The organism is Paraburkholderia sp. A1RI_3L (assembly GCF_048957895.1).
GTDB lineage: Bacteria > Pseudomonadota > Gammaproteobacteria > Burkholderiales > Burkholderiaceae > Paraburkholderia > Paraburkholderia kururiensis.
In genome coordinates this window covers 57,127-79,694 of record NZ_JARCHA010000007.1, presented here as the reverse complement: position 1 = coordinate 79,694, position 22,568 = coordinate 57,127, and the positions used below count along the sequence as shown (strand labels likewise).

Here is a 22,568-nt window from a genome sequence, read left to right as displayed (position 1 = left end):
CGGTATCTGCAGATACGACTCGCATCATGCACGGGCCGCTATGCGCAGCGGCCCGTGTTTCTTCGTGGTGCGATATTTACCGATAGCTGGCGTTACTTGGTGTAGGTGCCCAGATTGGCCTTGGTCACCACCGTCACGCCCGTGTCGATGTCCTGCGCGCTGGTTTCCTTGCCCTGAATCTGCGCGTAGAGGTGATCTACGGCAAGACGTCCCATCGTGACCGGCCGCTGCACGATGATGCCCTGAATCAGGCCGTCTTTGACGCCCTTGATCGTATCCGGCAGGTCGTCGAAGGCCAGCACTTCGAGCTTGCCCTTCTTGTCGCCGAATTCGCGCGTGCTGAGCACCTTCGCAACGGCGGGGCCACCCACCTGGCTCACGCCGAAGATGCCCTTCAGTTGCGGATGCGCACGCAGCGTCGTTTCGACCACCGACACGCCGCGCGCAAGATCGTCGTCCGTGCCCTGCGTTTCCACGATCTTGACGCCCGGATATTTCGCGAGTTCCTGCTTGATGCCCGTGATGCGCTCATTCAGGTTCACTGCACCCAGCTGGCCCGTGATGATGGCCACTTCGCCATTGCCGTTGAGGGCCTTGGCCATGGTGGCTGCCATGGTCGCGCCAGCGGCCACGTTGCTCGTGCCGATATACATGGAGCGGCCGCTTTTGGGCGAGTCCGAATCGAAGGTGAGCACCTTGATGCCGTTGCGCTTCGCCTGCTGAATCACGTTCTCCACGGACTTCGGTTCGTTCACCGAAATCGCGATGCCGTCCACGTGGCGCGCCATCAGGTCTTCGATGATCTGTACCTGCGTCGAGCCCTGCGTATTCTGCGGCACGACCCATTGGTAATTGATGTTGTACTTCTTCGCTTCCTCTTTCGCGCCCGTGTTGCAGTCGTCGAAGAAGGGCACGGCCACCTTCGGGATCACGGCAACGGAAATGGACTGCGGATCCTTGGCAGATGCCGGTTGCGCGAGCACCGTGCCCAGCGCGGCCGCGGCCAGTGCGATGCTTGCGCCATTGACGATCGCCTTGCGAAGCAGACGGGATTTCATTGTGTTGTCTCCAGGTTTATAAGATTGAATGAGCCAAGCTGCGCGATTTTGCTATCGCGCCTTACGGCGCAGTCTCCAGATGTCGATGCTGACCGCAATCAGGATGACGCAACCCGTAATGGTTTGTTGTGCGTAGGTATCGATGTTGAGCAACACCACGCCGTTGGTGATGATGCCGGCGAGTGCCGCGCCGATCACCGCGCCCTCCACGCTGCCGGCGCCGCCCGAAAGGCTCGCGCCGCCAATCGCGGCAGCGGCAATCACGTCCAGTTCGGCGCCGAAGCCCGCAGCCGGTTCGGCCGATACGAAACGCGAGAAGCTGATGACGCCCGCAAGTGCGGCGATCACGCCCGAGAGCAGATAGACGAGAAACTTCACGCGGTGCGTGCGCACGCCGCTCAAGTGCGCCGCGGTCTCGTTGCCGCCCGTCGCGTAGACGTGCCGGCCAAAACGCGTGCGCCGCATGACGACGGAAAAGCATGCCGCCAGCACCACCATCACGACCACCGGCACCGGAATGAAGCCCACGTAGCCCTGGCCGAGATACGTGAAGCCGTCCGGCACGTCCGGCGTAACGGGCACGCCTTTGGTGATGATGTACATGAGGCCGCGCCCGATGCTCAGCGTGCCGAGCGTTGCGATGAAGGGCGGCAATTGAACGCGCGTGACGAGCAGGCCATTCGCGGCACCGGCCACCACACCCGTGGCGAGCCCCGCCGCCACGGCGACGAACGCATTGAATCCATGCTGGAACGCGAGCGCTGTGATGAGCGACGACAAACCCATGACCGAGCCGACAGAAAGGTCGATGCCGCCCGTCACGATCACGAGCATCATGCCGATCGCCATGATCGCGGTGAGCGAGAACGAGCGGAACACGCCCATCAGATTGTTGGTGGTGAGGAAGTAAGGAGAGCACAGGCTGATCAGCACCCCCACGGCAATCAGCACCGCGAATATGTTGAATTCCCGCACACCGAGGCACGCTCGCACGGTCGCGAGCAGGCGGGATTCGGTATGCGCCTCGACGCGGGTGGGAATGGCTTTCAACGCATGTCTCCTTGATCGTGTTCTTGCGCTTCCTTCAATGCGCAAAGAGTACGGGGAGGTCCGGTTGCGAAACTGTGATGGGCGTCATACAACGGGATCGGGGTTATCCCTCAAGGTGACGGCAAAAGTGGGGCAGCGCGCCGCCGGTGCATGGCGCCGCAGCACGCACGCTATGACGAGCGTCACAGACTTGGCGGCATGGAACTCGCTACGCTGCGTGAAAGAACAGGCGCATGGGCGTCTGTCCCTTGAACCCGATCTGGAGGAGAGAGCGCATGACCAAGCGTGTGATAGTGACCGGCGGCAGTGGCCTGGCCGGCAAGTGGGTAGTGGAGAACCTGGTCCAGCATGGCTACGACGTAATGAATCTCGACCGCGTGCCGATGCCAAAGCGCACGGTGCGCACGCTGATTGCCGACATCACGGACGCGGGCCAGGTGTTCAACGCGCTCGCCTCCAGCACGGCGCCCGTGGAGTTCGCCGACGACCTGGAGCCGAAGCCCATCGACGCGATCGTCCACTTCGCGGCCATTCCGCGCATCATGATCACGACCGACAACGAGGTCTACCGCATCAACGTGATGGGCACCTACAACATTCTCGACGCGGCCTCGAAGCTCGGCATTCGCAAGGTGATCGTCGCGTCGAGCGAGACGACCTACGGCGTGGTGTTCGCCCACCGCCATCGCGATCCCGCGTATTTCCCGCTCGACGAGACGTATCCCGTCGATCCGATGGATAGCTACGCCACGTCGAAGGTGGTGAACGAAGTCACGGCGAAGGCGTTCCACGCGCGTACCGGTTCGGACATTTACTGTTTCCGCATCGGCAACGTGCTCGATCCCGAGGACTACGCGAAGTTCTCCACCTGGAACCAGGACCCGGCGCTGCGCAAACGGATTGCGTGGAGCTACATCGACGGGCGCGACCTCGCTGAGGCGAGCCGGCTCGCGATCGAAAAAGACGGGCTGGGCTTCGAGGTCATGAACGTGGCGGCAGACGACGTATCGTCCGACCTGCCCACGCGCACGCTGCTCGATCGCTACTACCCGGGCGTACCGGTGAAGAAGCCGCTGGGCGAATTCGAGACGCTACTCAGCAATGAAAAGCTCAAGCGCCTGCTGGGCTGGAAACAGCAGCATTACTGGCGCGAAGAGGCGAAGCGCTTCGGCAAATAACGTAGAAGGGCCGCCGCGAGCAATCCTGCGGCCCCCGCTCGCCTCCTCTCCCCCTCTCCCGCCCTTTTCCTCCCGTCCCCGCCCCCCCGCCGCGCCACAGCATCCCGCAAGGCATGCTGTGGTTTGCCATGACAAAAGCCCTATCGCGACGGTGGTACATTAGCTGCCTGAACTCGAAAGCATGGGCGCGCCTGGGGTCGTACTCTCGCGCGCCGCCGCAATAAGCGTCCGGCGTGCGTCCCGGTTCGATGGTGTCCGGTCTCACATGTCACGGCCGCGGGTCACGGACTCAGGAGACGACAATGAACGTGCCAATGGACGTGCGCCAGCGCGATCACATCGAAACCGTGGTCTTGACGACCACCGGCCAGTCGTCGGCCGCTGCGCGCATGCACGACGCCATCATCCGCAGTTCGTGGCAACGCTGCGTGCATCAGTACGGCCTCGATCCTGCCCGCATGCAGGAAGCGCGCATCGTGCCGCAAACGCGGCTGCGCGAGCATCAGCAGCGCATCGACGACTTCGCGCGCATCGCCCGCTATGGCCTGGAAAGCCTGTACGGCCAGGTGGCCCAGATGGGCTACGTCGTGCTGCTGACCGATGCCGACGGCGTCACGGTCGACTACCTCGGCGACGCCGCCGCGGACGCCGGGCTGCGCCGCGCGGGCCTTTATCTCGGCGCCGAATGGAGCGAGAACGGCGCCGGCACCTGCGCGGTGGGTACGGCGCTGGCCACGGGCCAGGCCTTGACCGTGCATCAGGCCGATCACTTCGACGCCACGCACATTCCGCTCACCTGCACCGCCGCGCCGCTCTTCGACTCGCACGGCCAGCTCAACGCGATCCTCGACATTTCCGCGCTTAGTTCGCCGCAAGCGAAGGACAGCCAGATGCTCGCGCTGTACCTCGTGCGCACCTACGCGAGCCGCATCGAAGACGCCTGTTTCCTGCGCCGGCACAGGCAGGACTGGATTCTCAAGCTGAGCCCGGCCTCCGAATTCATCGACGTCAATCCGGAATACCTGATCGCGCTCGACGCCAATGGCTGCATCGTGGGCCACAACCACCGCACGCAGCACATGCTGACGGCCGAACCGGGCGTGGCGTCCATGGGCTCCGGCCCCGGCTCGGGGTCCATGGGCACACCCCTGCTCGGCATGCGATTCGACACGCTTTTCGACGCGCGCCCGGAGGAACTGGGCCGCTTCGTCTATTCGCGGCCCAGCGAGCAGCGCATCGTGCGCCTCAGCAGAAGCGGACGGCTGCTCTATTTGAGCGTCATGCCGCCGATGCTGCGTCTGCCGCCCTGCACGCCGCAGAGCGTGACCGCGCCGATCCCCGCCGAACTGGCCGCGCTATGCGGCGGCGATGCGGCTTTGCAGCAGCAATTGCAGCGTGCCGCACGGCTCGTCGATGCGCCCATCAATCTGCTCATCAACGGCGAGACGGGCAGCGGCAAGGAATACCTCGCGCGCGCGTTGCATCGGGCCAGCGCGCGCCACGACGGTCCATTCATCGCGGTGAACTGCGCGGCGATTCCCGAGACGCTGATCGAGAGCGAACTGTTCGGGCACCTGCCCAACAGCTTCTCGGGCGCGGGACCGAAAGCAAGGCGCGGACTGATTCAGGAAGCCGACGGCGGCACGTTGTTTCTCGACGAGATCGGCGACATGCCGCGAGAACTGCAATCGCGCCTGCTGCGCGTACTGGCCGAAGGCGAGGTGCTGGCGATTGGCGCGTCGCGTCCGGTCAAGGTCAATGTGCGCGTGATTTCGGCGACCCACCATCCGCTCGACCAGTTGATCAGCGGCGGCGGCTTCCGCGAAGACCTGTATTACCGGCTCAACGGCGCGCGGCTCGTGTTGCCGCCGCTGCGCGAGCGGAGCGACCTCGACTGGCTGGTCGAAAAGTTTCTTGCGGTGCCGGAGGGCGAGCCTGGCTTCACGCTCTCCGAGCCGGCCCGCGCGCAACTGCACCGGCACCGCTGGCCGGGCAATCTGCGCGAATTGCGCAACGCGCTCGAATATGCGCGCGCGGTGTGCAGCGGCAGGCACATCGAGGCAAGCGATCTGCCGGAGGGCATCGGTGGGCCGTCGGCTCTGGCTGCCTCGGCCGTGGCCTCCCCCTCCGCCTCCGCCGCGGCAGGAAGCGCCTCGACTGCCCACGAAGATGCGGCCCCGGATGCGACCGCACATCGGTCCCACCAGGCGCACGAACAGGAACCGCAAGCGCTGCCCCCCGAAGCCATGCTGCTCGTGCAGCATCTGCGCGTCTGCGGCTGGAACCTGAGCGCCGTCGCGCGCCAGCTCGGCATGAGCCGCATGACGCTGTACCGCCGCATGGCGCGCTACGGCATCCAGTCACCCAACCGCAGCGATAGCACCGGCCTCGGACCAACGCAAACGCCACCGCTATCGCCAACGCCAACGCCAACGCGCCGCAGCGCAAGCTGACAGCGCAGGCTCACCCGGCACCGCGATACGCCTGTCTACTGCGATGCACCTGATGCTGTGACACCTGTCACCGGCACGTCGCCCGCTCGCCTGTTTCGCCTGCTGTTTTTCGGGGTAATCCCGTAAATCTCGCGTCTCGCCGGCCGTGATTCGGCTTGGCATACCTGTTGCAGATACGCCTGTCAGTACAAACAGACAGGAGACAGGCATGCGCGAACCCGTCCCGGTTCGTCCGCAAGCGGTGGGCATCATCGCCAATCCGGTATCGGCGCGCGACATCCGGCGCGTCGTGGCGAACGCCAACAGTCTGCAACTGGCGGACCGCGTCAACATCGTGCTGCGCGCCATGGCGGCGCTGGGCGCATGCGGCGTGACGCAGGTGCTGATGATGCCGGACCGCGAAGGCCTGCGGCCCATGCTGGAACGACACCTGGCGCGCGAGCGGGCAGCCGCGGCCAGCACGCACGCGTGGCCCCAGCTGGAATGGCTCGCCATGCCCACCACAGCCCGTGTCGACGACACGTTTCTCGCCGCCCGCCTGCTGCGCGAAGCGCAGATCGCGGCCATCGTCGTGCTGGGCGGCGACGGCACGCACCGCGCGGTCGTGCGCGAGTGCGGGCAGGTGCCCATCGCGGGGCTTTCCACCGGCACCAACAACGCGTATCCCGAACTGCGCGAGGCCACGCTCGCGGGCCTCGCAGTGGGCCTCTACGCCACGGGCCGCATCGGGGCGGATACGGCACTCGTCTACAACAAGCGGCTCGACGTGACGTTGAACGCGGCCAACGGCGCCGTGCGGCACGACATCGCGCTCGTGGACGTGGCCATCGCGCACGAACACTACATCGGCGCGAAGGCGTTATGGCGCACCGATTCGCTCGCGGCCGTCTACCTGGCCTTTGCCGATCCGGAAGCGATCGGCCTGTCGTCCATTGGCGGCATGCTCGCGCCGGTGGGCCGCCGCGAGGCGGGTGGGCTGCATGTGGAAGTGGCGCCGCGTGAATCGGCCGGGCCACGCGCCTTACGCGATTCCGCTGAGTCACGCGATTCACGTGACTCGCGCACGCCGTCATCTGAATCTGAACCGGCCCAACCGCTCTTCCACCTGCACGCCGCCATCGCGCCTGGCCTGCTGCAGCCTGTGCCCATCCATGGCTGGCATCGCCTCACAGACGGCGAGCCGGTCCGCGTGCGCCAACGTTCGGGCGTGGTGGCACTGGACGGCGAACGCGAGATCACGTTCGGCCCCGACGACCGCCTCACGGTCACGCTGCGCGAGCGTGCCTTCCGTTCCGTCGACGTCGCCCAATGCCTGCGCCATGCCGCCACGCACGGTTTGCTGCGCGCGCCGCCGTTCGCATCCGCGCTCGCGTCCGCCAGTGCCGCGCCTCTGCCTTTTCCCTCGCACCAGTGAAACAAAACCGACCAAGGAGACAGCATGACTGCGAAACCTTCCCTGCCACTGCAGCGCAATGAACTGCTCGACTGCTACCGCAGGATGCGCACCATCCGCGACTTCGAAGAGCGCCTGCACGTCGATTTCTCGCGCGGCGACATTCCCGGCTTCGTCCATCTCTACGCCGGTGAAGAGGCCGCGGGCGTGGGCATCCTGCATCACCTGCACGACGGCGACCGCATTGCCAGCACGCACCGCGGCCACGGCCACTGCATCGCCAAAGGCGTGGACGTGATCGGCATGATGAAAGAGATCTACGGCAAGACGGGCGGCTCCTGCAACGGCAAAGGCGGCTCCATGCATATCGCGGATCTTTCCAAGGGCATGATGGGCGCCAACGGCATTCTGGGCGCGGGCGCGCCGCTCATCTGCGGCGCGGCGCTCGCCGCGAAATTCCGCGGCAAGGGCGAAGTGGGCATCACGTTCGCGGGCGACGGCGCATCGAACCAGGGCACGTTCCTCGAAAGCCTGAATCTTGCGGCCGTGTGGAATCTGCCCGTCATCTTCGTCATCGAAAACAACGGCTACGCGGAGGCCACGTCTCGCGACTACGCCACGGCGGTGGACAGCTACGTCGATCGCGCCGCGGGCTTCGGCATTCCGGGCGTGACCGTGGACGGCACCGACTTCTTCGCCGTGCACGAAGCCGCAGGCGAAGTGATCCGCCGCGCGCGCGAAGGCGGCGGGCCGTCGCTGCTCGAATGCAAGATGGTGCGCTTCTACGGCCACTTTGAAGGCGACGCGCAGACCTACCGCGCGCCCGGCGAACTCGACAACATTCGCGCCCATCGCGACTGCCTGAAGATTTTCGCGGCGCGCGTGACCGAAGCCGGCGTGCTCACGCAGGGCGAACTGGACGATATCGACCGCGAGGTGGCTGCGCTCATCGAGCGCGCGGTGCAGGAAGCGAAGGCGGCGCCGCAGCCGCAACCCGCCGACCTGCTCACCGACGTCTACGTGAAGTACTGACCCGCCCGACTGACTGACTGACTAACGCGACGAACGCAACGAACGCGACGAATCAAAGGACAACCGCATCATGGCCCGCAAACTCAGCATGAAGATGGCGATCAACGAAGCCATCGACCAGGAAATGACCCGCGACCCGAGCGTGATCATGCTCGGCGAAGACATTGTCGGCGGCGCCGGCGCCGAGGGCGAAAAGGACGCCTGGGGCGGCGTGCTCGGCGTCACGAAAGGCCTCTACGCGAAGCACGGCGACCGCCTGCTCGACACGCCGTTGAGCGAAAGCGCCTACGTGGGCGCCGCGATCGGCGCTGCGGCCTGCGGCATGCGCCCCATCGCCGAACTCATGTTCATCGACTTCATGGGCGTGTGCTTCGACCAGATCTTCAATCAGGCCGCCAAGTTCCGCTACATGTTCGGCGGCAAGGCGGAAACGCCGGTGGTGATCCGCTGCATGGTGGGCGCGGGCTTTCGCGCCGCCGCCCAGCACTCGCAGATGCTCACGCCGCTCTTCACGCACATCCCCGGCCTGAAGGTGGTGTGCCCCAGCACGCCCTACGACACCAAGGGCCTGCTGATCCAGTCCATTCGCGACAACGACCCGGTGATCTTCTGCGAGCACAAGAACCTCTACGGCTTCGAAGGCGACGTGCCCGAGAACTCGTATGCCATTCCGTTCGGCGAGGCGAACGTGGTGCGCGACGGCAAGCACGTATCCATCGTGACCTACGGGCTGATGGTGCATCGTGCGCTGGATGCGGCCGCGGCGCTGGCGAAGGAAGGCATCGAGGCCGAGGTGATCGACTTGCGCACGCTGTCGCCGCTCGACATCGACACGGTGCTCGAATCCGTGGAGAACACGGGCCACCTCGTCGTGGTGGACGAAGCAAGCCCGCGCTGCAACATCGCGACCGACATTTCGGCGCAGGTCGCGCAGCAGCTCTTCAAGGCACTGAAGGGGCCCATCGAAATGGTCGCGCCGCCGCACGTGCCCGTGCCGTTCTCTCCGGCGCTCGAAGACCTCTACATCCCGAGCAGCGCGCAGATTGCGGAAGCGGCGCGCCGCACTGTCGGTTACGCGAACGGCAAGAGCCAGGGAGGAAACCGCTGATGGCCGGTCACATCATTCCCATCGTCATGCCCAAGTGGGGCCTCGAAATGCGCGAAGGCACCGTGCAGGACTGGCTCGTCAAGGAAGGCCAACGCATCGAAGTGGGCGAAGCGCTGGTGGACGTGGACACCGACAAGATCTCCAACGCCGTGGAAGCCGCCGACGCCGGGCTGCTGCGCCGCATCGTCGCGCAAAGCGGCGAGACGCTGCCGGTGAAGGCGCTGCTCGCGGTGCTGGCGGACAACGACGTGAGCGACGCCGAGATCGACGCCTACATTGCGGCCTACGAGGTGCCCGCCGCCGACAGCGACGACGAAGACGCCGGCCCGTCGTTCGAATACGCGGACGTGGACGGCATCCGCGTGCGCTACGCGAAGCGCGGACCGGACGAGGGCACGCCGGTGCTGTTCATCCACGGCTTCGGCGGCGACCTGAACAACTGGCTCTTCAACCTCGACGCGGTGGCCGAGAGGCACCCGGTGATCGCACTCGACCTGCCGGGCCACGGCAAGAGCGAGGCGAAGCTGCCGGGCGCGTCCATCGCCGCGCTTGCCGACTTCGTCCTGAAGTTCCTGCGCGCCGCCGACGTGAACGGCCCCACGCACCTGGTCGGGCACTCGATGGGCGGCGCCATCGCCATCCAGATGGCCGCCGCCGCGCCGGCGCAGGTGGCAAGCCTGGCGCTGGTGAGCCCGGCTGGCTTCGATACGGCCATCAATAGCGGCTATACGGACGGCTTCGTTCAGGCGCAGTCGCGCCGCGAATTGAAGCCCGTGCTGGAGCAGCTGTTCGCCAACCCGGAGCTGGTGAGCCGCCAGATGATCGACGACATGCTGAAGTTCAAGCGCATGGATGGCGTCGAGCCCTTGCTCGCGGAACTGGGCGCGGCGCTGTTCGCCGGCGGCAGGCAGTCGGCCGTGCTCGCGGACGAACTCGAACAGTTCGGCAAGCCCGTGCTCGTGTTCTGGGGCAAGGAAGATCAGGTGATCCCCTCCGCCCAGGCGAGCAAGGCGCCATCGAGCGCACAGGTGGTGCTGTTCGACGCCACCGGCCACATGGCGATGCTCGAAAAAGCCAGCGAGGTGAACGCCGCGCTGCAACGGCATCTGTCCGGCAGCTGAGGTCTTCCCGTCCGGCCGTTTTGGGCCTTGTTTTGGGCCTTGTTTTGGGCCTTGTTTTGGGCCTTGTTTTGAGCCTTGAACCTCGAGGCGGCCGGACTTCGTTTCGCTTTTCCGCCTGCTCTCACACACGTTTGCACGTTGCGCGAAGCCCGACGTGCCACGTGCGACGCGATGCGGGCGACGCCCCCACTTCAAGGAAACCCGCCATGACCGCTTCAACTCCTTCCACCGCCTCTACCCACGACACCATGCGCGCCGCCGTCTGGCACGGCCGCCACGACATCCGCGTGGAAACCGTTCCGCTGCCCGCCGCGCCGCCCGAAGGCTGGGTGCAGATTCGCGTGCACTGGTGCGGCATCTGCGGCTCCGACCTGCACGAGTATCTGGCCGGGCCGGTGTTCATCCCCGTGGATACGCCGCATCCGCTCACCGGCATTCAGGGCCAGTGCATCCTGGGGCACGAGTTCTGCGGCGAGATCGCGGCGCTGGGCGCGGGCGTGCAGGGCTTCGCCGTGGGCGAGCGCGTGGCCGCCGATGCCTGCCAGCACTGCGGCCACTGCTATTACTGCACGCACGGCATGTACAACATCTGCGAGAACCTGGCGTTCACCGGCTTGATGAACAACGGCGCCTTCGCCGAACTCGTTAACGTGCCGGCCAATCTGCTCTACAAGCTGCCCGACAACTTCCCGACCGAGGCCGGCACGCTCATCGAGCCGCTCGCCGTGGGCATGCACGCGGTGAAGAAGGCGGGCAACCTGCTCGGCAAGAACGTGGTGGTCGTGGGCGCGGGCACCATCGGCCTGTGCACGATTGCCTGCGCACGCGCGGCCGGGGCGGCGCAGGTGATCGCGCTGGAAATGTCGGCGGCACGCAAGGCGCGCGCTCAGGCGGTGGGCGCGAGTCACGTGATCGATCCGTCGGCCTGCGACGCACTGGCCGAAATCCGTCGCGTGACGGGCGGGCTGGGTGCGGACGTGAGCTTCGAATGCATTGGCCACAAGGACACCGCGAAGCTTGCCATCGACACCATCCGCAAGGCGGGCACCTGCGTGATGGTCGGCATCTTCGAGGAACCGAGCAGCTTCAATTTCTTCGACCTCGTTGCCACGGAAAAGCAGGTGATCGGGTCGCTCGCCTACAACGGCGAATTCGCGGACGTGATCGCCTTCATCGCCGACGGCCGTATCGACGTGACGCCGTTCATCACCGGCCGCATCCAGCTGGAAGACATCGTCGACAAGGGCTTCGAGCAACTGGTCCACCACAAGGAGAACAACGTGAAGATCATCGTGTCGCCGGCTGAACTGATGACGGCATGAGGTGACGAAGTAACGTCACTCATTGGCGTCACTCATTGGCATCACTCATTGGCGTCACTCATTGGCATCACTCATTGGCATCACTCATTGGCATCACTCATTGGCATCACTCATTGGCATCACTCATTGGCATCACTCATTGGCGTCATTCACAGATGTCACCCACGCCCGCGCCCATGCCGTTCGATCTTGTCGAGGTTCCAGCCGCCACCGACGACCCGCTCGCCGCCGAGCGGGATTTGCTCGCGATGGCGGCCGATGGCCGCTGCGTCGCGCACCTCTGGCAATTGCCGCCGTCGCTGGTGGTGCCGCGCAGCTACCAGCGCTTCGCCGCGCTGGAACGCGCACGCGCCGAGTTTGCGCAGCGCGGCTGCCCGGTTTTTCTGCGCATGTCGGGCGGCGGGCTCGTGCCGCAGGGGCCGGGCATCGTCAACCTGAGCCTCGCGTATCGGGTGCGCGGCACGGTGGGCGAGCTTTCCGAGGCCGTGTATCGGCACCTGTGCGAGATCCTGCGCCATGCGCTCGGCTCGCTCGGGGTGCGCACGCATTGGCAGGCCGTGGAAGGCTCGTTCTGCGACGGGCGCTTCAACCTGGCCTCAGGGCCGCCAGACGACGCACGCAAGATCGCGGGCACCGCGCAATACTGGCGCAGGCTGGAGGCGGCGTCGCAAGGGGCGTCGGCGCCGCTCAATGTGGTGCTGGCCCACGCGGTGTTGCTCGTGAGCGCCGACCCCGCGGAAATCAACGCGCGCGCCAATGCGTTCGAAGCGGCCATCGGCAGCGGACGGCACTACCTGCCCGGGCGTGTGGTGAGCGTGCAGCAGGCGCTCGCCGCGACGGGCGGCGCCGCGCTGGATGGGGAGATCGACGCGCGCGTGATGTCGGCGCTTCGGGCCTGCGTGAGCGAGGCCGTGGCGCCGGGCGACTCGCGTGCGGGTTGAGCGCTTGCGCAAGCCGCCCGCTTCAGGCAACGCTCTCAGGCAGCGCTTTCAGGCAGCCCTCTCAGGCAGCCCTTTCAGCCCACCCCGCCCTCCTGCTCCAGCCACGACCGGAACAGCACGACGCGTTCATCGCCAACCTTCGCGTCCGCCACGTACGTGCAATAGCTGCGCGACGGCAGGCGGGGACCGCTGAACGGTGCGACCAGCCGGCCCGCAGCAAGATCGTCGGCTACGAGCGCCGTGGGCCCCATCGCGATGCCGATGCCGTCGATGGCCGCCTGCAAGGTCAGATAGAAGTGGTCGAAGGTCAAGCTGGCGGCCGGCTTCAAGTCGGGAATCCGGGCGCTTGCCAGCCAGTCGGGCCACAGTCGCGGAAGGCTCGACGTGTGCAGCAACGTGTGTTGTCGCAAATCACCCGGCGAGCGAAGCGGCAGCCGTTCCGATAGCGCGGGGCTGCAGACCGGCAGCCGCTCCTCGGAGAGAAACGGTCGCATCGCGTAGCCGTAGAACGTGTCCGGACCACCCCGGATCACGACGTCGTAGTCCTCTTTCAGACTCTCCAGCGGCCCGTTCGACGTCTCGACGCTGACCTCCACGTCGGGATGCCCGGCCCGGAAACCGGCGAGCCTCGGCACGAGCCAGCGCAACGCGAACGTGGCGGGCGCGTTCACCGAGAGCGTGCGCGACACCGTTTCCGGCACACCGTATCTCGCCGTCGCCTGCGCGAGCTGCTCGAACAACGGGCCGACTTTCTCCAGATAAGCCTTCGCCGCTGACGTCAGCTTCACGCGCCGGTTGTGCCGTTCGAACAGCGGCGCACCAAGCCACGTTTCGAGCAGGCGCACGTGCTGGCTTACCGCGCCTTGCGTCACGTGCAGTTCCGCGGCGGCTTGCTTGAAGCTGCCGAGGCGGCCCGCGGCCTCGAAGGCGCGCAGAGCATTGAGCGGAGGCAAGACCCGTTTCATCGAGAAAGCCCTTTTCAAGAGAGTTTTTCTGACGCGATCCGGCAATTTATCTGGTTTGTTGGGCCCCAACAAGATAGATATCCTTCTTTGTGTAGTGCCGATTCGCCTCCCGCTCCGTTCGTCTCCCGTCCCTGCTCAACAACATCCAGATGCTCAGTTACACCGGCGGTATCGTGCTCTTTGCAGCCATGCTCCACGCCAGCTGGAATGCGATGCTGCACGGCAACCGCGACCGGTTCTGGTCCATGACGTGGATGAGCATCGCCATCGCGGCGGTCTCCGCGTTCGTCGTCCTGTTCAATCCGCTGCCCGCCCGCGCCTCGTGGCCCTACATCGTCGCGTCGGGGCTCGTGCACATCTTCTACAACGTGAGCCTCGTGCGCTCGTATCGCCGCAGCGACCTGGCGCTGGCGTATCCCATCGCGCGCGGGTCGTCGCCGCTGCTCGTCACACTCGGCGCGGCGCTCTTCGCGCATGAAGCGATCGGCCCCCTGCACGCGCTCGGCATCGCGATGGTGTCGGGCGGCATCATCGCCATCGCGTTGCAGGGGCGTCACGTGTCGCGCGCGGGCGCGCTCGCGGCGCTCACCACCGGCGCGACCATCGCGGTCTACACCGTGATCGACGGTATCGGCGTGAGGTTGTCCAACGCGGAGTCGCTCAGCTACACCGCCTGGATGTTCCTGTTCTACGCGCTGATGCCCGTGCTGTTCGTCGCGACGCGCGGGCTCGCGCCGCTTTGGGCGCCCCTACGCGTGGAACCGCTCCCGGTCGGCTTGTCGCTCGTGGGCGGCTTCGTTTCGATTGCGGCGTACGGCATCGTGATCTGGGCGCTGCAGTCGGACGCGATGGGCGCCGTCTCGGCGTTGCGCGAGACCAGCGTGGTGTTCGCGGTGCTGATTGGTCGCGTGTTTCTGCGCGAAGCGGTCAGCACAGCACGCTGGCTCGCCTGCGTGGTCGTCGCGGCCGGCGCCGTGTGTCTGGGGCTTTGACGTCTCTCTCCTCTTTCCACTTTCCATGAAGGTTCGTTCGATGAATACCGTTCCACAAGCGCCGCTCATTCTGATTACCGGCGGCAGCCGCGGCGTAGGCGCGGCCACCGCGCGTCTTGCAGCGGCACAGGGTTACGACGTGGCGATCAGCTACGTCTCCAACGAATCTGCCGCGCGTGCGGTGGCCGCCGACGTGGAAGCGCTGGGCCGCCGCGCGCTCGCCGTGCGTGCGGACAGCGCGGACCCGGAGCAGGTTGCCCGGCTATTCGACGCAATCGACCGCGACTTCGGCCGCATCGACGTGCTGGTGAACAACGCCGCGATCATCGCGCGGCAGTCGCGGCTGGAAGATCTCGCCTTCGAGCGCATGCAGCGCATCTTCGCGGTCAACGCGATCGGGCCGATTCTGTGCGCGCAGCAGGCGGCGAAGCGGATGTCGCTGCGTCACGACGGAAGGGGCGGCGTGGTGATCAACGTGTCGTCGGCATCGGCACGGCTGGGCAGTCCAAACGAATACGTGGACTACGCTGCGTCGAAGGGCGCTCTGGAGACCTTCACGACCGGTTTCGCGAAAGAAGTGGCGCGCGACGGGATACGCGTGAACTGCGTTCGGCCCGGGCACATCTACACCGAGATGCACGCAAGCGGCGGCGAGCCGGGACGCGTGGATCGCGTGAAGGACTCCATCCCGATGGGCCGAGGCGGCCAGCCCGAAGAGGTGGCGCGCGCCATTTTGTGGCTGGCGAGTGCCGAGGCTTCGTTCGTCACGGGCACGTTTCTCGATGTGACGGGCGGGAAGTGAGGCGGCGTCGGACAAACTGGGCGGGGGCGGTGCGCTGGCGGTTCGCCTTGGTATCGGTTTGTCCAGGCTACAAAAGATGCACGACCGAACGAGGCCGCCATCCCTTCGAAGGCGGCCTCGTCGATCTCTACTAGCACCGGCTTCGCGTCGCCAACACAACCCAGACATCAGGCCGGCGGCGCCATACCCAGCCGATGCCATCCCAGCGGTGTCAGGACTGAATGGTCAGCGCCGCAAATGTCCGGACAAACCGCATGCGGACAAGCGCCATGACTTTGCCCGGTACAGGCGCTACCTGAACCCACGCGGAATCACGCGCTCATATTGCCCGGGGATATAGAAAACAAGGAACGACCTGGATGCCATCGCCAGGTCGTCGAGCGCATGTCTCGTTTGTCGGATCCGGCAAACTGCACATTCATTTCGAGCGCCGGCTCGACATTCATGTCGCGTTGTTCTCCCTGGCCGCTGGTGACATCTGTTCACGCTTCGTGGATACCTTGCGTGAGCCGCTCTTGACAGGACATGCGCTGAACATGGCTTCCGCGCGGCACGACCGCGCGCTGCAAAAGCTGACAGCGCACATTAACCATTATTGACAATATTCCGTGTCGTTCCCGGTAGGTTTGTCCGGCTTAAAACGTTGCGAATAAATCAGCTTCGCATCGTTCCTTTAAACCGGACAGGAATGCACGGAATGAATACTCCCGCAAAGCGTTTTACCGATGCGTGGCTCCGCCCGAGAGCACGTCTGACCCGGCATCTCACGTTGTGGACCGGCAGTGAGGACCACGACCTGATGTGCTCGACTTCAGGGCGCACGGCGGTATCTGCAAGAACTACGTGGTCAATGTCACAGTCACTTCCGTGGACCACACGGCGGCCACCCCTCAATGGGGCCGCGACGCGCTGGAAGCGCGTCCACACGAGTCGCGACGAAGCGGCGTACGAACAGAGCATCGAGCCGTGCTTCGCTGGGGACTATCCCGGCGCGTTCCCGATCAAGGTGGCGTCGTTCACGTTCGTCGGTCCCGATAACGTGCCCGCGCCGTTGCCCGTCCTGCCGAAAAGCGACCTCAAGGTCAACGACCGTCCTCCCCATACGAACTGACACGTCATGATCATCAGCCCACCCTTTCTGCCCGCATCGGGCCTGACGTCCAGTGACGCGTCCAGGCCTGACCCCATGATGGATGCCGTCGACAAATTCGAGCTGGCGCACGGCATCTATCCGGTTGCAGCCGACCGGAGCTGGCATTGCGGCGCCCATCTTGCGCCGGACATGCACGGCCCGGTCCATGCCATCGCCGACGGCGAGGTGGTGGCATACCGCGTCTGCCAGCACGCGATGGATGACGGCAACGGCAATGCGGGTTTCGTGCTGCTCAAACACTCCACCGAAACCGGTGACGGACGCACGCTGACGTTCTATTCGCTCTACATGCACCTGCTGCCGCTTGCGGAATACCACACGTTCGGACACGACGGAGCCCGGCTACCGGCGTTCCTGCAAAAGTCGTCCGGGCCGGATATCCGGGGGAAGGTCACGCCTGCGGCGAAGGGGAATGGCGAGAAGGTGCGGCGCAAGGATGTGCTGGGTTTTCTCGGCCGCTATCAGGGCGTCACCTACCTGCACTTCGAGATCTTCATGACGCCGGGCGATTTCGATGCGTATTTCGGGCACACGCAACTCGGGGTGGCCTCGCCGGGAACGGCGACAACGTCGGACTGCTGGGGGCATATCTGTTTCACCATTCCAGCAGGGCAGCAGTTTTACGCATTGCCTCAGGGAACGGACGCGCACGGCAAACTCCACGGCATCGCTTTCAAGGCCGGCCTCGCAGGCACGAACGCCCTGCCCCTTGTCGTCGAGATGTACTTCAGCAAGGGGGCGAAGTACACCAACGTCTGGAGCGTTGCTGCGGACGGCTCGCGCACACTTCTGACGCCAGAGCCGGTCGAGGAAAAGGACTACGAATACGATCTGTACCATCGTGCAACGGCGCTCTACGAAGCCTGCCCGAGCGACGGCTACGAGATGCTGCGCTTCGGGCGCATTCTTTCAGTGCCTGCGACCCTCCCAGGGGCGGCGCGTGCCACGTGGGTGCAGATCACCTTCGCGGCGGGGCAGTCGGGCTATATCGATATCAACAATGCGGCGATCGGAAAGCTGTCCGATGCGGATTTCCCGTCTTTCATGGGCTGGCAGAAGATCAGCGACGGCAATACGCCCTTCGATAGTGACGGGTTGTGCGATGTCGAGATGTTGAAGAGGCTCGTCAGGGACGCCGCGGCCAACGATCAGCCCGCAGTAGTGAAGGACGCAACCGAAGTCCAGAAGGCAGACGCGCTTTCTTACTACGTGAAGGGCCATGATGAGGTACGTCGAACCCTGCGCGGATTCATCTGCAACGCGCCGAGTGAATGGGATAGCACGCACAACGAGACGCGCTTCGCGAGGCTGCTCGACGAGGGCGGGTTCTATCACGGCAACCGAAAGGGCTACGAGGATTTTCTGAAGTACCTCGAGGAACTTCAGTTCTGGGACGTGACGGGGTTGCCTGCCGGCCAGAAGCTCTGGTTCTTCCATCCGCTCGCGTTTATCCGGCATTTCAGGAAGTGTGGGTGGCTAACCCACGACGAGTTGGCTACCACGTTTCCTCGCTATCCGTTCTATACGCAGGCTGGCAGTCCGCGAAGAGCCATCGCCACAAATGACGATACATATAGGGTGACGTTGGCCATCGCGCGTCAACGTGTCGAAAATCATGTCACTTCGCTGAATAGGTGTCTTAGAAAATATCTTGGTAGCAATCCGAATCGGATTGCTATGTTTTTGGCTCAGATTCTGTTGGAAACCGCGCAGTGGCGCAATCTTGGCGGCAGCAGGCGTCTTATGCACGAATGGGGTTTTGGTCGATATTCGGCGGCAAATCCTGCGACCCAATACTACGGTCCATTTTATGGGCGCGGCGTAATGCAGCTTACGTGGGCCGGGAACTTTGAGGCTTACGGCAAATATCGCTCTTTTCCTGACAATAGTGGATCATATGTTGAAAGAATGGTAGGGGTTGCGCCTAGAGTTACGGCAACGTCACGCCACTATTCAGCCAATCCGAATGACGGAGGTCAATTAATGCTTTGGCATCCTCGTTACGATCCGGACACAGTTGCTGAAAATCCGGAATACGCTTGCGATTCCGGTGGCTTCTATTGGGTGTCGAAGACTTTCTCACAGGGAACAAGCATTAATCGCATCGCAGATGAATACTATTCGGCGTCATCGACAGGCTTCATAAATCGACTGGTAAATGGGGGCGGAAATGGGTATTATGAAAGACAGGCGTATTCGGCATATATCCTAAGAATATTGGACGATGGGCTGGATACGTCCGAAACAATACGCATTTCCGCTCCTCACCCGAAAAGTACACTTGTGGCATCTATGCTGAGGCCGGAGTAATTGATGAAAAAATAAAATTTGCCCTTTTGATATTTTCGCTTATCTCATTTTTGGCAAACTCTGCTGAAAGCGAGCACGTCTTTTCGCCTGCGCCGGGGGTTAAGGCGGCAGTTGGAACGAATGGCGACGTATTAACCTGGGAAGTAAATAGTGGCAATAAAATTAATAGAGGCACCGTGAATGTTGGTACGGAAAAATCGACGCATATAGAAATTGACGACTATGATTTTAGTGGGCACCCTGGATTTGCCGTGTGGCATGTGGACGATGGATTAGGAGTTTATTCAATTTACAGGATTTTTACGTTTTCTCCATTGTCAAATAAATTTGTTGAGCGGCATCCCGCACCGCGGTGCGGGGATGAGTTTATTAATTTAAAGGTCGATAAAAAAAGGCGGCGTCTTCTTAGCACAGTTTGGGATCAAAGTGTCCCTAAAGTATGTACCACTCGTCTGGTGCGTTTGAAGCAATAATCGCTCTCCGGCCAATTTAGTAACGCGAACATGAAATCCCCATCCGCAAAGACAACAAGCTGGAAAACGGCGGCAAAGTTACCAGCGGGTCGCCCAGTTCGAGGTCCTGGGTCGACCGCTTGCCCGTCAGGGCGACGATGGCATCTGCGATAAGCACGAGCCCACTACGATTGCCGACGGTTACGGAAGGTTTCCCGGCCGGAACGGCAAGGCAGTCGCTTTTCACTACTATCGCCATCCGTGCAGTTGCAGCCTGCTCTCGTCACTCGAAAACGTAAATATTGCTTTAGCGCGAAAAATCCGCCACAACCTTGCCGACGCGCGAGCCCATGCGATTGCGCTCGATAGCGGCGGGCAGATCGCCGAAACCCACCACCTCGCTCACCGTTGACTTCAGCGTGCCGTCCGCAACCTCGCCTGCCAGCCGTTCCAGCAGCGCCGCGTCCGGCGTGTTGATGAACCACAGGCCGCGACGGCCGGCCGGTGTGCGTGCCAGGATGTCCGGCGACGTCGTGCCGACGATCGCGCCGTTCGGCGTAAGCACCTGCCACGAGCGGTCGAGCACTTCGCCGCCGACGTAGTCGAGCACCAGATCGATGCCGTTCGCAACGTCCTCGAAACGTTGCGTGCGGTAGTCGATCACGTGGTCGGCGCCCAGGCCGCGCACGTAATCGACGTGAGTGGTAGACGCCGTCGCGAAGACCTCGGCACCCGCGCGCTTCGCGTACTGCACGGCGTAGCCGCCCAGGCCGCCCGCCGCGCCGTGGATCAGGATGCGCTGCCCCGCTCGGATCGGGCCGGCGTGGTGCAGGCTCTGCCAGGGCGCCACGGCGGCCACCGGAATCGCGGCTGCGTGGACGTCGTCGAGTGCATCGGGCGTGCGCGACAGGTTGGCTTCCTCCACGGTCACGAAGTTGGCGTAGGCGCCGGGTCGACCCAGCGGGCCCATGACGCGCTCGCCTGCCTTGAAGCGCGCCACGCCGGGGCCTACGGCCTCCACCTCGCCCGCCAGTTCGATGCCCAGCACGGCAGGCAGTTGCAGCGGGAAGGCGTCGCGAACGTAGCCCTCGCGGATTTTCCAGTCGATGCCGTTCACGCCGGCGGCGCGAACGCGGACGAGCACTTGCCCTGGCCCGGCTTCGGGTGTGGCGATCTCGCCCACTTCGACGGCGTCGGCGCCACCATAGGCCCGGATCAATACAGCGCGTTGAGTCGTGTTCATTTCAGGTTCCTCAATCAGGTTGCGGTGAGAACAAAATAAGCCGTTGCACCCATAAAACAAAGACGCGAAAATCTAGACAACTCGTTTCAAATATGGAACATCATGGACCTGAATGCACTCGGCGATTTCGCGCTGGTGGCAACCCATGGAGGACTCGGGAAGGCGAGCCGCGCCAGCGGCAAGTCGAAGGCGACCTTGTCGCGGCGCATCGCCGATCTGGAAGAGGAACTAGGTGTGCGGCTCATCGAGCGCGGCGCGCGCGGCCTGAAACTCACGGAAGCCGGCCAGACGCTGATCTCCCGCACCGAAGGGCCGATGCACGAGGTGGCCGAGGCCATGACGGCGGCGCGCGAAGGACTCGCCGCGCCGCGCGGACGCCTGCGCATCGCGGCGCCGTCGCTGTTCTCGCACCTCGCGATGGGAAGGATTTGCGCCGAATTCTGCGCGGCCTATCCGGAAGTCACGATCGAGCTGGTGGCGGAAGACCGCATGGTGGACCTTGTCGAAGAGCAGTTCGACGTGGCTATCCGCATCAATCCGAGCCCAGACGGCAGTCTCGTGGGCCGATGCTTCGCCAAAGACAGGCTCGTGGTCGTGGCCGCGCCGTCCGTGCCGATGCCTGAGCCTGGTGCGGGCGCCGAGGGCGCCGGCATGCCGGTTCCCGCCATCGTGTTTTCGAGCTTCGAGCCCACCCACTGGACGCTCGACGAAGGGCAGCTCGTCGTGCAGCCCATTCCCCGGCTGCGGCTTTCGTCGTTCCTCATGATCCGCGACGCCGCGGTAGCCGGCGCCGGCGCGGCGCTCCTGCCGCAGTCCATCGCGTGGAATCAGCTCACGCGCGGCGAGCTGGTGCAGTGGGGCACGGTCTCCGGCGTGGAAACGGCGCTCTGGGTTTTGCATACGTCGCGACGCCTTCCTCCACCGAAGGTCCGCGCCTTCGTCGACTTCATCTGCGGCCAATACCCGGAAACGTCGCTCGTGCTGAAGGGATAGAAGCGGCCTGGCTCGAAGGGCGCGGCGAACATCGCTCGCTCAGTTGTCATCGCTCAGTTGTCATCGCTCAGTCGCAACGCTCAACCTCCACCAATCAGCGGCCGCGGTTCCATGAACGTGTGCCGGAAGTATTCACGCACGGCATGCATGGCCGGGCTCAGTTCGGCGTTCCTGCGCCACGCAAGTCCCACGCTCATCGGCGGCACGGGGTCGCGCAGCTGCATGGTCTCGATGCGTCGTCCCTCCAGCGACCACGGCCGGTACACCATGTCCGAGAGAATCGCCACGCCGCTGCCGTTCGCCACCATGCTCCGCACCGCTTCCACCGACGAGGTGCGCAGCTTCACGTTCGGCCGGTAAGGGGTCTCGTTCCAGTAGCGCAGCGCCGTGTACGCCGCTTCATCCACGGTCAGCATCACGAAGGGTTCGGCGGCCACGTCGGCAAGCGTCACGTTTTCGCGCTTGAGCAAGGGATGCTGCGCGCACAGCCACAGACGCCTGGGCGAATGAATCACCGGCTCCAGCGTGAGTTCCGGATTGGCCACGTTCGAGGTCAGCAACACGGCCATGTCGTATCGATCGGTGATCAAACCCTCCTCGATCGACTCGCGATTCAGTTCGTGCAACTGGATGGTCAATCGCGGATACAGCGTGCTCATTCTCTGCAGGTGATGCGGCAGGAAATAGCCGAGCACCGTGTAGCTGGCCGCCAGCGTCAACGTTCCGGTCAGCGTGCTTTCGAGGTTCGGAATGCGCATCGCCTCGTCCACGGAGGCAAGAATCGTATAGGCGTGGTTGAGAAAGCGCCGCCCCGTCGTGGTCAGCGTCACGCCCGCCGACGTGCGCATGAAGAGCTGCGTGCCCAGGTCGTCTTCGAGTTCCTTGATGGCGTTCGTCACCGCCGACTGTGAAATCGTCAGTTGAATGGCGGCCTGCGAGATCTGCCCGAGTTCCGCGGTCGCGACGAAGTACTTCAGTTGCCGAAGCGTCAAGGCCATGGTG

General features: G+C 64.1%; 21 protein-coding genes. 16 read left to right on the top strand and 5 right to left on the bottom strand.

What is annotated here, in order from left to right; genetic code table 11:
- Positions 1-92 precede the first annotated feature (92 nt).
- Positions 93-1,058, bottom strand: a complete 966-nt coding sequence (locus PXJ20_RS19515) for a sugar-binding protein (protein ID WP_421031946.1) — start codon at positions 1,056-1,058, stop codon at positions 93-95.
- A gap of 51 nt (positions 1,059-1,109) precedes the next feature.
- Complete coding sequence (locus PXJ20_RS19510) at positions 1,110-2,108, bottom strand: ABC transporter permease (RefSeq protein WP_421031945.1); 999 nt, start codon at positions 2,106-2,108, stop codon at positions 1,110-1,112.
- A 275-nt stretch (positions 2,109-2,383) separates the two neighbouring features.
- On the opposite strand from PXJ20_RS19510, the gene PXJ20_RS19505 reads away from it, so the two are divergent.
- From PXJ20_RS19505 to PXJ20_RS19470, 8 genes are all read left to right on the top strand, one after another.
- A complete protein-coding gene (locus PXJ20_RS19505; protein WP_421031944.1) occupies positions 2,384-3,286 on the top strand; it encodes an NAD-dependent epimerase/dehydratase family protein in 903 nt (300 codons plus the stop codon).
- Positions 3,287-3,600: 314 nt separating this feature from the next.
- A complete protein-coding gene (locus PXJ20_RS19500; protein ID WP_421032647.1) occupies positions 3,601-5,739 on the top strand; it encodes a sigma-54-dependent Fis family transcriptional regulator in 2,139 nt (712 codons plus the stop codon).
- Positions 5,740-5,947: 208 nt separating this feature from the next.
- Positions 5,948-7,153, top strand: a complete 1,206-nt coding sequence (locus PXJ20_RS19495) for an ATP-NAD kinase family protein (protein WP_421031943.1) — start codon at positions 5,948-5,950, stop codon at positions 7,151-7,153.
- Between the two features lie 24 nt (positions 7,154-7,177).
- Positions 7,178-8,164: a thiamine pyrophosphate-dependent dehydrogenase E1 component subunit alpha gene (locus PXJ20_RS19490; protein WP_017775150.1), complete on the top strand. Its 987-nt coding sequence runs from the start codon at positions 7,178-7,180 to the stop codon at positions 8,162-8,164.
- Between the two features lie 70 nt (positions 8,165-8,234).
- Entirely contained in the window at positions 8,235-9,272 is a 1,038-nt protein-coding gene (locus tag PXJ20_RS19485; RefSeq protein WP_277598576.1) for an alpha-ketoacid dehydrogenase subunit beta, read from the top strand.
- Complete coding sequence (locus PXJ20_RS19480) at positions 9,272-10,393, top strand: acetoin dehydrogenase dihydrolipoyllysine-residue acetyltransferase subunit (protein WP_421031942.1); 1,122 nt, start codon at positions 9,272-9,274, stop codon at positions 10,391-10,393. The genes PXJ20_RS19485 and PXJ20_RS19480 overlap by 1 nt, the downstream gene beginning before the upstream one ends.
- 248 nt (positions 10,394-10,641) lie before the next feature.
- On the top strand, positions 10,642-11,715 hold the full coding sequence (locus PXJ20_RS19475) for a 2,3-butanediol dehydrogenase (protein ID WP_421032646.1): 1,074 nt from the start codon (positions 10,642-10,644) through the stop codon (positions 11,713-11,715).
- A gap of 176 nt (positions 11,716-11,891) precedes the next feature.
- Entirely contained in the window at positions 11,892-12,656 is a 765-nt protein-coding gene (locus tag PXJ20_RS19470) for a lipoyl protein ligase domain-containing protein (protein ID WP_421032645.1), read from the top strand.
- Between the two features lie 74 nt (positions 12,657-12,730).
- Here the strand turns inward: PXJ20_RS19470 and gcvA are convergent, their stop codons facing one another.
- Positions 12,731-13,621, bottom strand: a complete 891-nt coding sequence (gene gcvA, locus PXJ20_RS19465; protein WP_026121528.1) for a transcriptional regulator GcvA — start codon at positions 13,619-13,621, stop codon at positions 12,731-12,733.
- Between the two features lie 149 nt (positions 13,622-13,770).
- Here gcvA and PXJ20_RS19460 point away from each other — a divergent pair, with 149 nt between their 5' ends.
- From PXJ20_RS19460 to PXJ20_RS19430, 7 genes are all read left to right on the top strand, one after another.
- Positions 13,771-14,613, top strand: coding sequence for an EamA family transporter (locus PXJ20_RS19460; protein WP_421031941.1), 843 nt, complete (start codon positions 13,771-13,773; stop codon positions 14,611-14,613).
- Positions 14,614-14,653: 40 nt separating this feature from the next.
- The gene (locus PXJ20_RS19455; protein ID WP_126879175.1) at positions 14,654-15,415 is read left to right on the top strand and encodes a glucose 1-dehydrogenase; all 762 of its coding nucleotides are present in this window, start codon (positions 14,654-14,656) and stop codon (positions 15,413-15,415) included.
- Positions 15,416-15,774: 359 nt separating this feature from the next.
- Positions 15,775-16,014: a hypothetical protein gene (locus tag PXJ20_RS19450; RefSeq protein ID WP_421031940.1), complete on the top strand. Its 240-nt coding sequence runs from the start codon at positions 15,775-15,777 to the stop codon at positions 16,012-16,014.
- A 251-nt stretch (positions 16,015-16,265) separates the two neighbouring features.
- Entirely contained in the window at positions 16,266-16,526 is a 261-nt protein-coding gene (locus PXJ20_RS19445) for a hypothetical protein (protein WP_421031939.1), read from the top strand.
- Between the two features lie 6 nt (positions 16,527-16,532).
- On the top strand, positions 16,533-18,878 hold the full coding sequence (locus PXJ20_RS19440) for a peptidase M23 (RefSeq protein ID WP_421057434.1): 2,346 nt from the start codon (positions 16,533-16,535) through the stop codon (positions 18,876-18,878).
- A 26-nt stretch (positions 18,879-18,904) separates the two neighbouring features.
- On the top strand, positions 18,905-19,351 hold the full coding sequence (locus PXJ20_RS19435) for a hypothetical protein (protein WP_421031937.1): 447 nt from the start codon (positions 18,905-18,907) through the stop codon (positions 19,349-19,351).
- 106 nt (positions 19,352-19,457) lie between these two features.
- Positions 19,458-19,742 (top strand): PAAR domain-containing protein, encoded by a 285-nt coding sequence (locus tag PXJ20_RS19430; protein ID WP_338120150.1) that lies wholly within the window; start codon positions 19,458-19,460, stop codon positions 19,740-19,742.
- Here the strand turns inward: PXJ20_RS19430 and PXJ20_RS19425 are convergent.
- Positions 19,638-20,573 carry an NADP-dependent oxidoreductase gene (locus PXJ20_RS19425; protein WP_413215270.1) on the bottom strand — a complete coding sequence of 312 codons (936 nt, stop codon included), beginning with the start codon at positions 20,571-20,573 and terminating at the stop codon, positions 19,638-19,640. The genes PXJ20_RS19430 and PXJ20_RS19425 overlap by 105 nt on opposite strands.
- 102 nt (positions 20,574-20,675) lie before the next feature.
- Here PXJ20_RS19425 and PXJ20_RS19420 point away from each other — a divergent pair, with 102 nt between their 5' ends.
- Complete coding sequence (locus PXJ20_RS19420; RefSeq protein WP_126877078.1) at positions 20,676-21,566, top strand: LysR family transcriptional regulator; 891 nt, start codon at positions 20,676-20,678, stop codon at positions 21,564-21,566.
- Positions 21,567-21,646: 80 nt separating this feature from the next.
- Here PXJ20_RS19420 and PXJ20_RS19415 read toward each other — a convergent pair whose 3' ends face one another.
- Entirely contained in the window at positions 21,647-22,564 is a 918-nt protein-coding gene (locus tag PXJ20_RS19415; protein ID WP_026121527.1) for a LysR family transcriptional regulator, read from the bottom strand.
- Between the last annotated feature and the right edge of the window lie 4 nt (positions 22,565-22,568).

Coding starts and splice junctions, on each gene's coding strand:
- PXJ20_RS19515 (WP_421031946.1), bottom strand. CDS start 1,058: ATGAAATCCCGTCTGCTTCGCAAGGCGATCGTCAATGGCGCAAGCATC.
- PXJ20_RS19505 (WP_421031944.1), top strand. CDS start 2,384: ATGACCAAGCGTGTGATAGTGACCGGCGGCAGTGGCCTGGCCGGCAAG.
- PXJ20_RS19500 (WP_421032647.1), top strand. CDS start 3,601: ATGGACGTGCGCCAGCGCGATCACATCGAAACCGTGGTCTTGACGACC.
- PXJ20_RS19495 (WP_421031943.1), top strand. CDS start 5,948: ATGCGCGAACCCGTCCCGGTTCGTCCGCAAGCGGTGGGCATCATCGCC.
- PXJ20_RS19490 (WP_017775150.1), top strand. CDS start 7,178: ATGACTGCGAAACCTTCCCTGCCACTGCAGCGCAATGAACTGCTCGAC.
- PXJ20_RS19485 (WP_277598576.1), top strand. CDS start 8,235: ATGGCCCGCAAACTCAGCATGAAGATGGCGATCAACGAAGCCATCGAC.
- PXJ20_RS19480 (WP_421031942.1), top strand. CDS start 9,272: ATGGCCGGTCACATCATTCCCATCGTCATGCCCAAGTGGGGCCTCGAA.
- PXJ20_RS19475 (WP_421032646.1), top strand. CDS start 10,642: ATGCGCGCCGCCGTCTGGCACGGCCGCCACGACATCCGCGTGGAAACC.
- PXJ20_RS19470 (WP_421032645.1), top strand. CDS start 11,892: ATGCCGTTCGATCTTGTCGAGGTTCCAGCCGCCACCGACGACCCGCTC.
- gcvA (WP_026121528.1), bottom strand. CDS start 13,621: ATGAAACGGGTCTTGCCTCCGCTCAATGCTCTGCGCGCCTTCGAGGCC.
- PXJ20_RS19460 (WP_421031941.1), top strand. CDS start 13,771: ATGCTCAGTTACACCGGCGGTATCGTGCTCTTTGCAGCCATGCTCCAC.
- PXJ20_RS19455 (WP_126879175.1), top strand. CDS start 14,654: ATGAATACCGTTCCACAAGCGCCGCTCATTCTGATTACCGGCGGCAGC.
- PXJ20_RS19450 (WP_421031940.1), top strand. CDS start 15,775: ATGCCATCGCCAGGTCGTCGAGCGCATGTCTCGTTTGTCGGATCCGGC.
- PXJ20_RS19445 (WP_421031939.1), top strand. CDS start 16,266: ATGTCACAGTCACTTCCGTGGACCACACGGCGGCCACCCCTCAATGGG.
- PXJ20_RS19440 (WP_421057434.1), top strand. CDS start 16,533: ATGATCATCAGCCCACCCTTTCTGCCCGCATCGGGCCTGACGTCCAGT.
- PXJ20_RS19425 (WP_413215270.1), bottom strand. CDS start 20,573: ATGAACACGACTCAACGCGCTGTATTGATCCGGGCCTATGGTGGCGCC.
- PXJ20_RS19420 (WP_126877078.1), top strand. CDS start 20,676: ATGGACCTGAATGCACTCGGCGATTTCGCGCTGGTGGCAACCCATGGA.
- PXJ20_RS19415 (WP_026121527.1), bottom strand. CDS start 22,564: ATGGCCTTGACGCTTCGGCAACTGAAGTACTTCGTCGCGACCGCGGAA.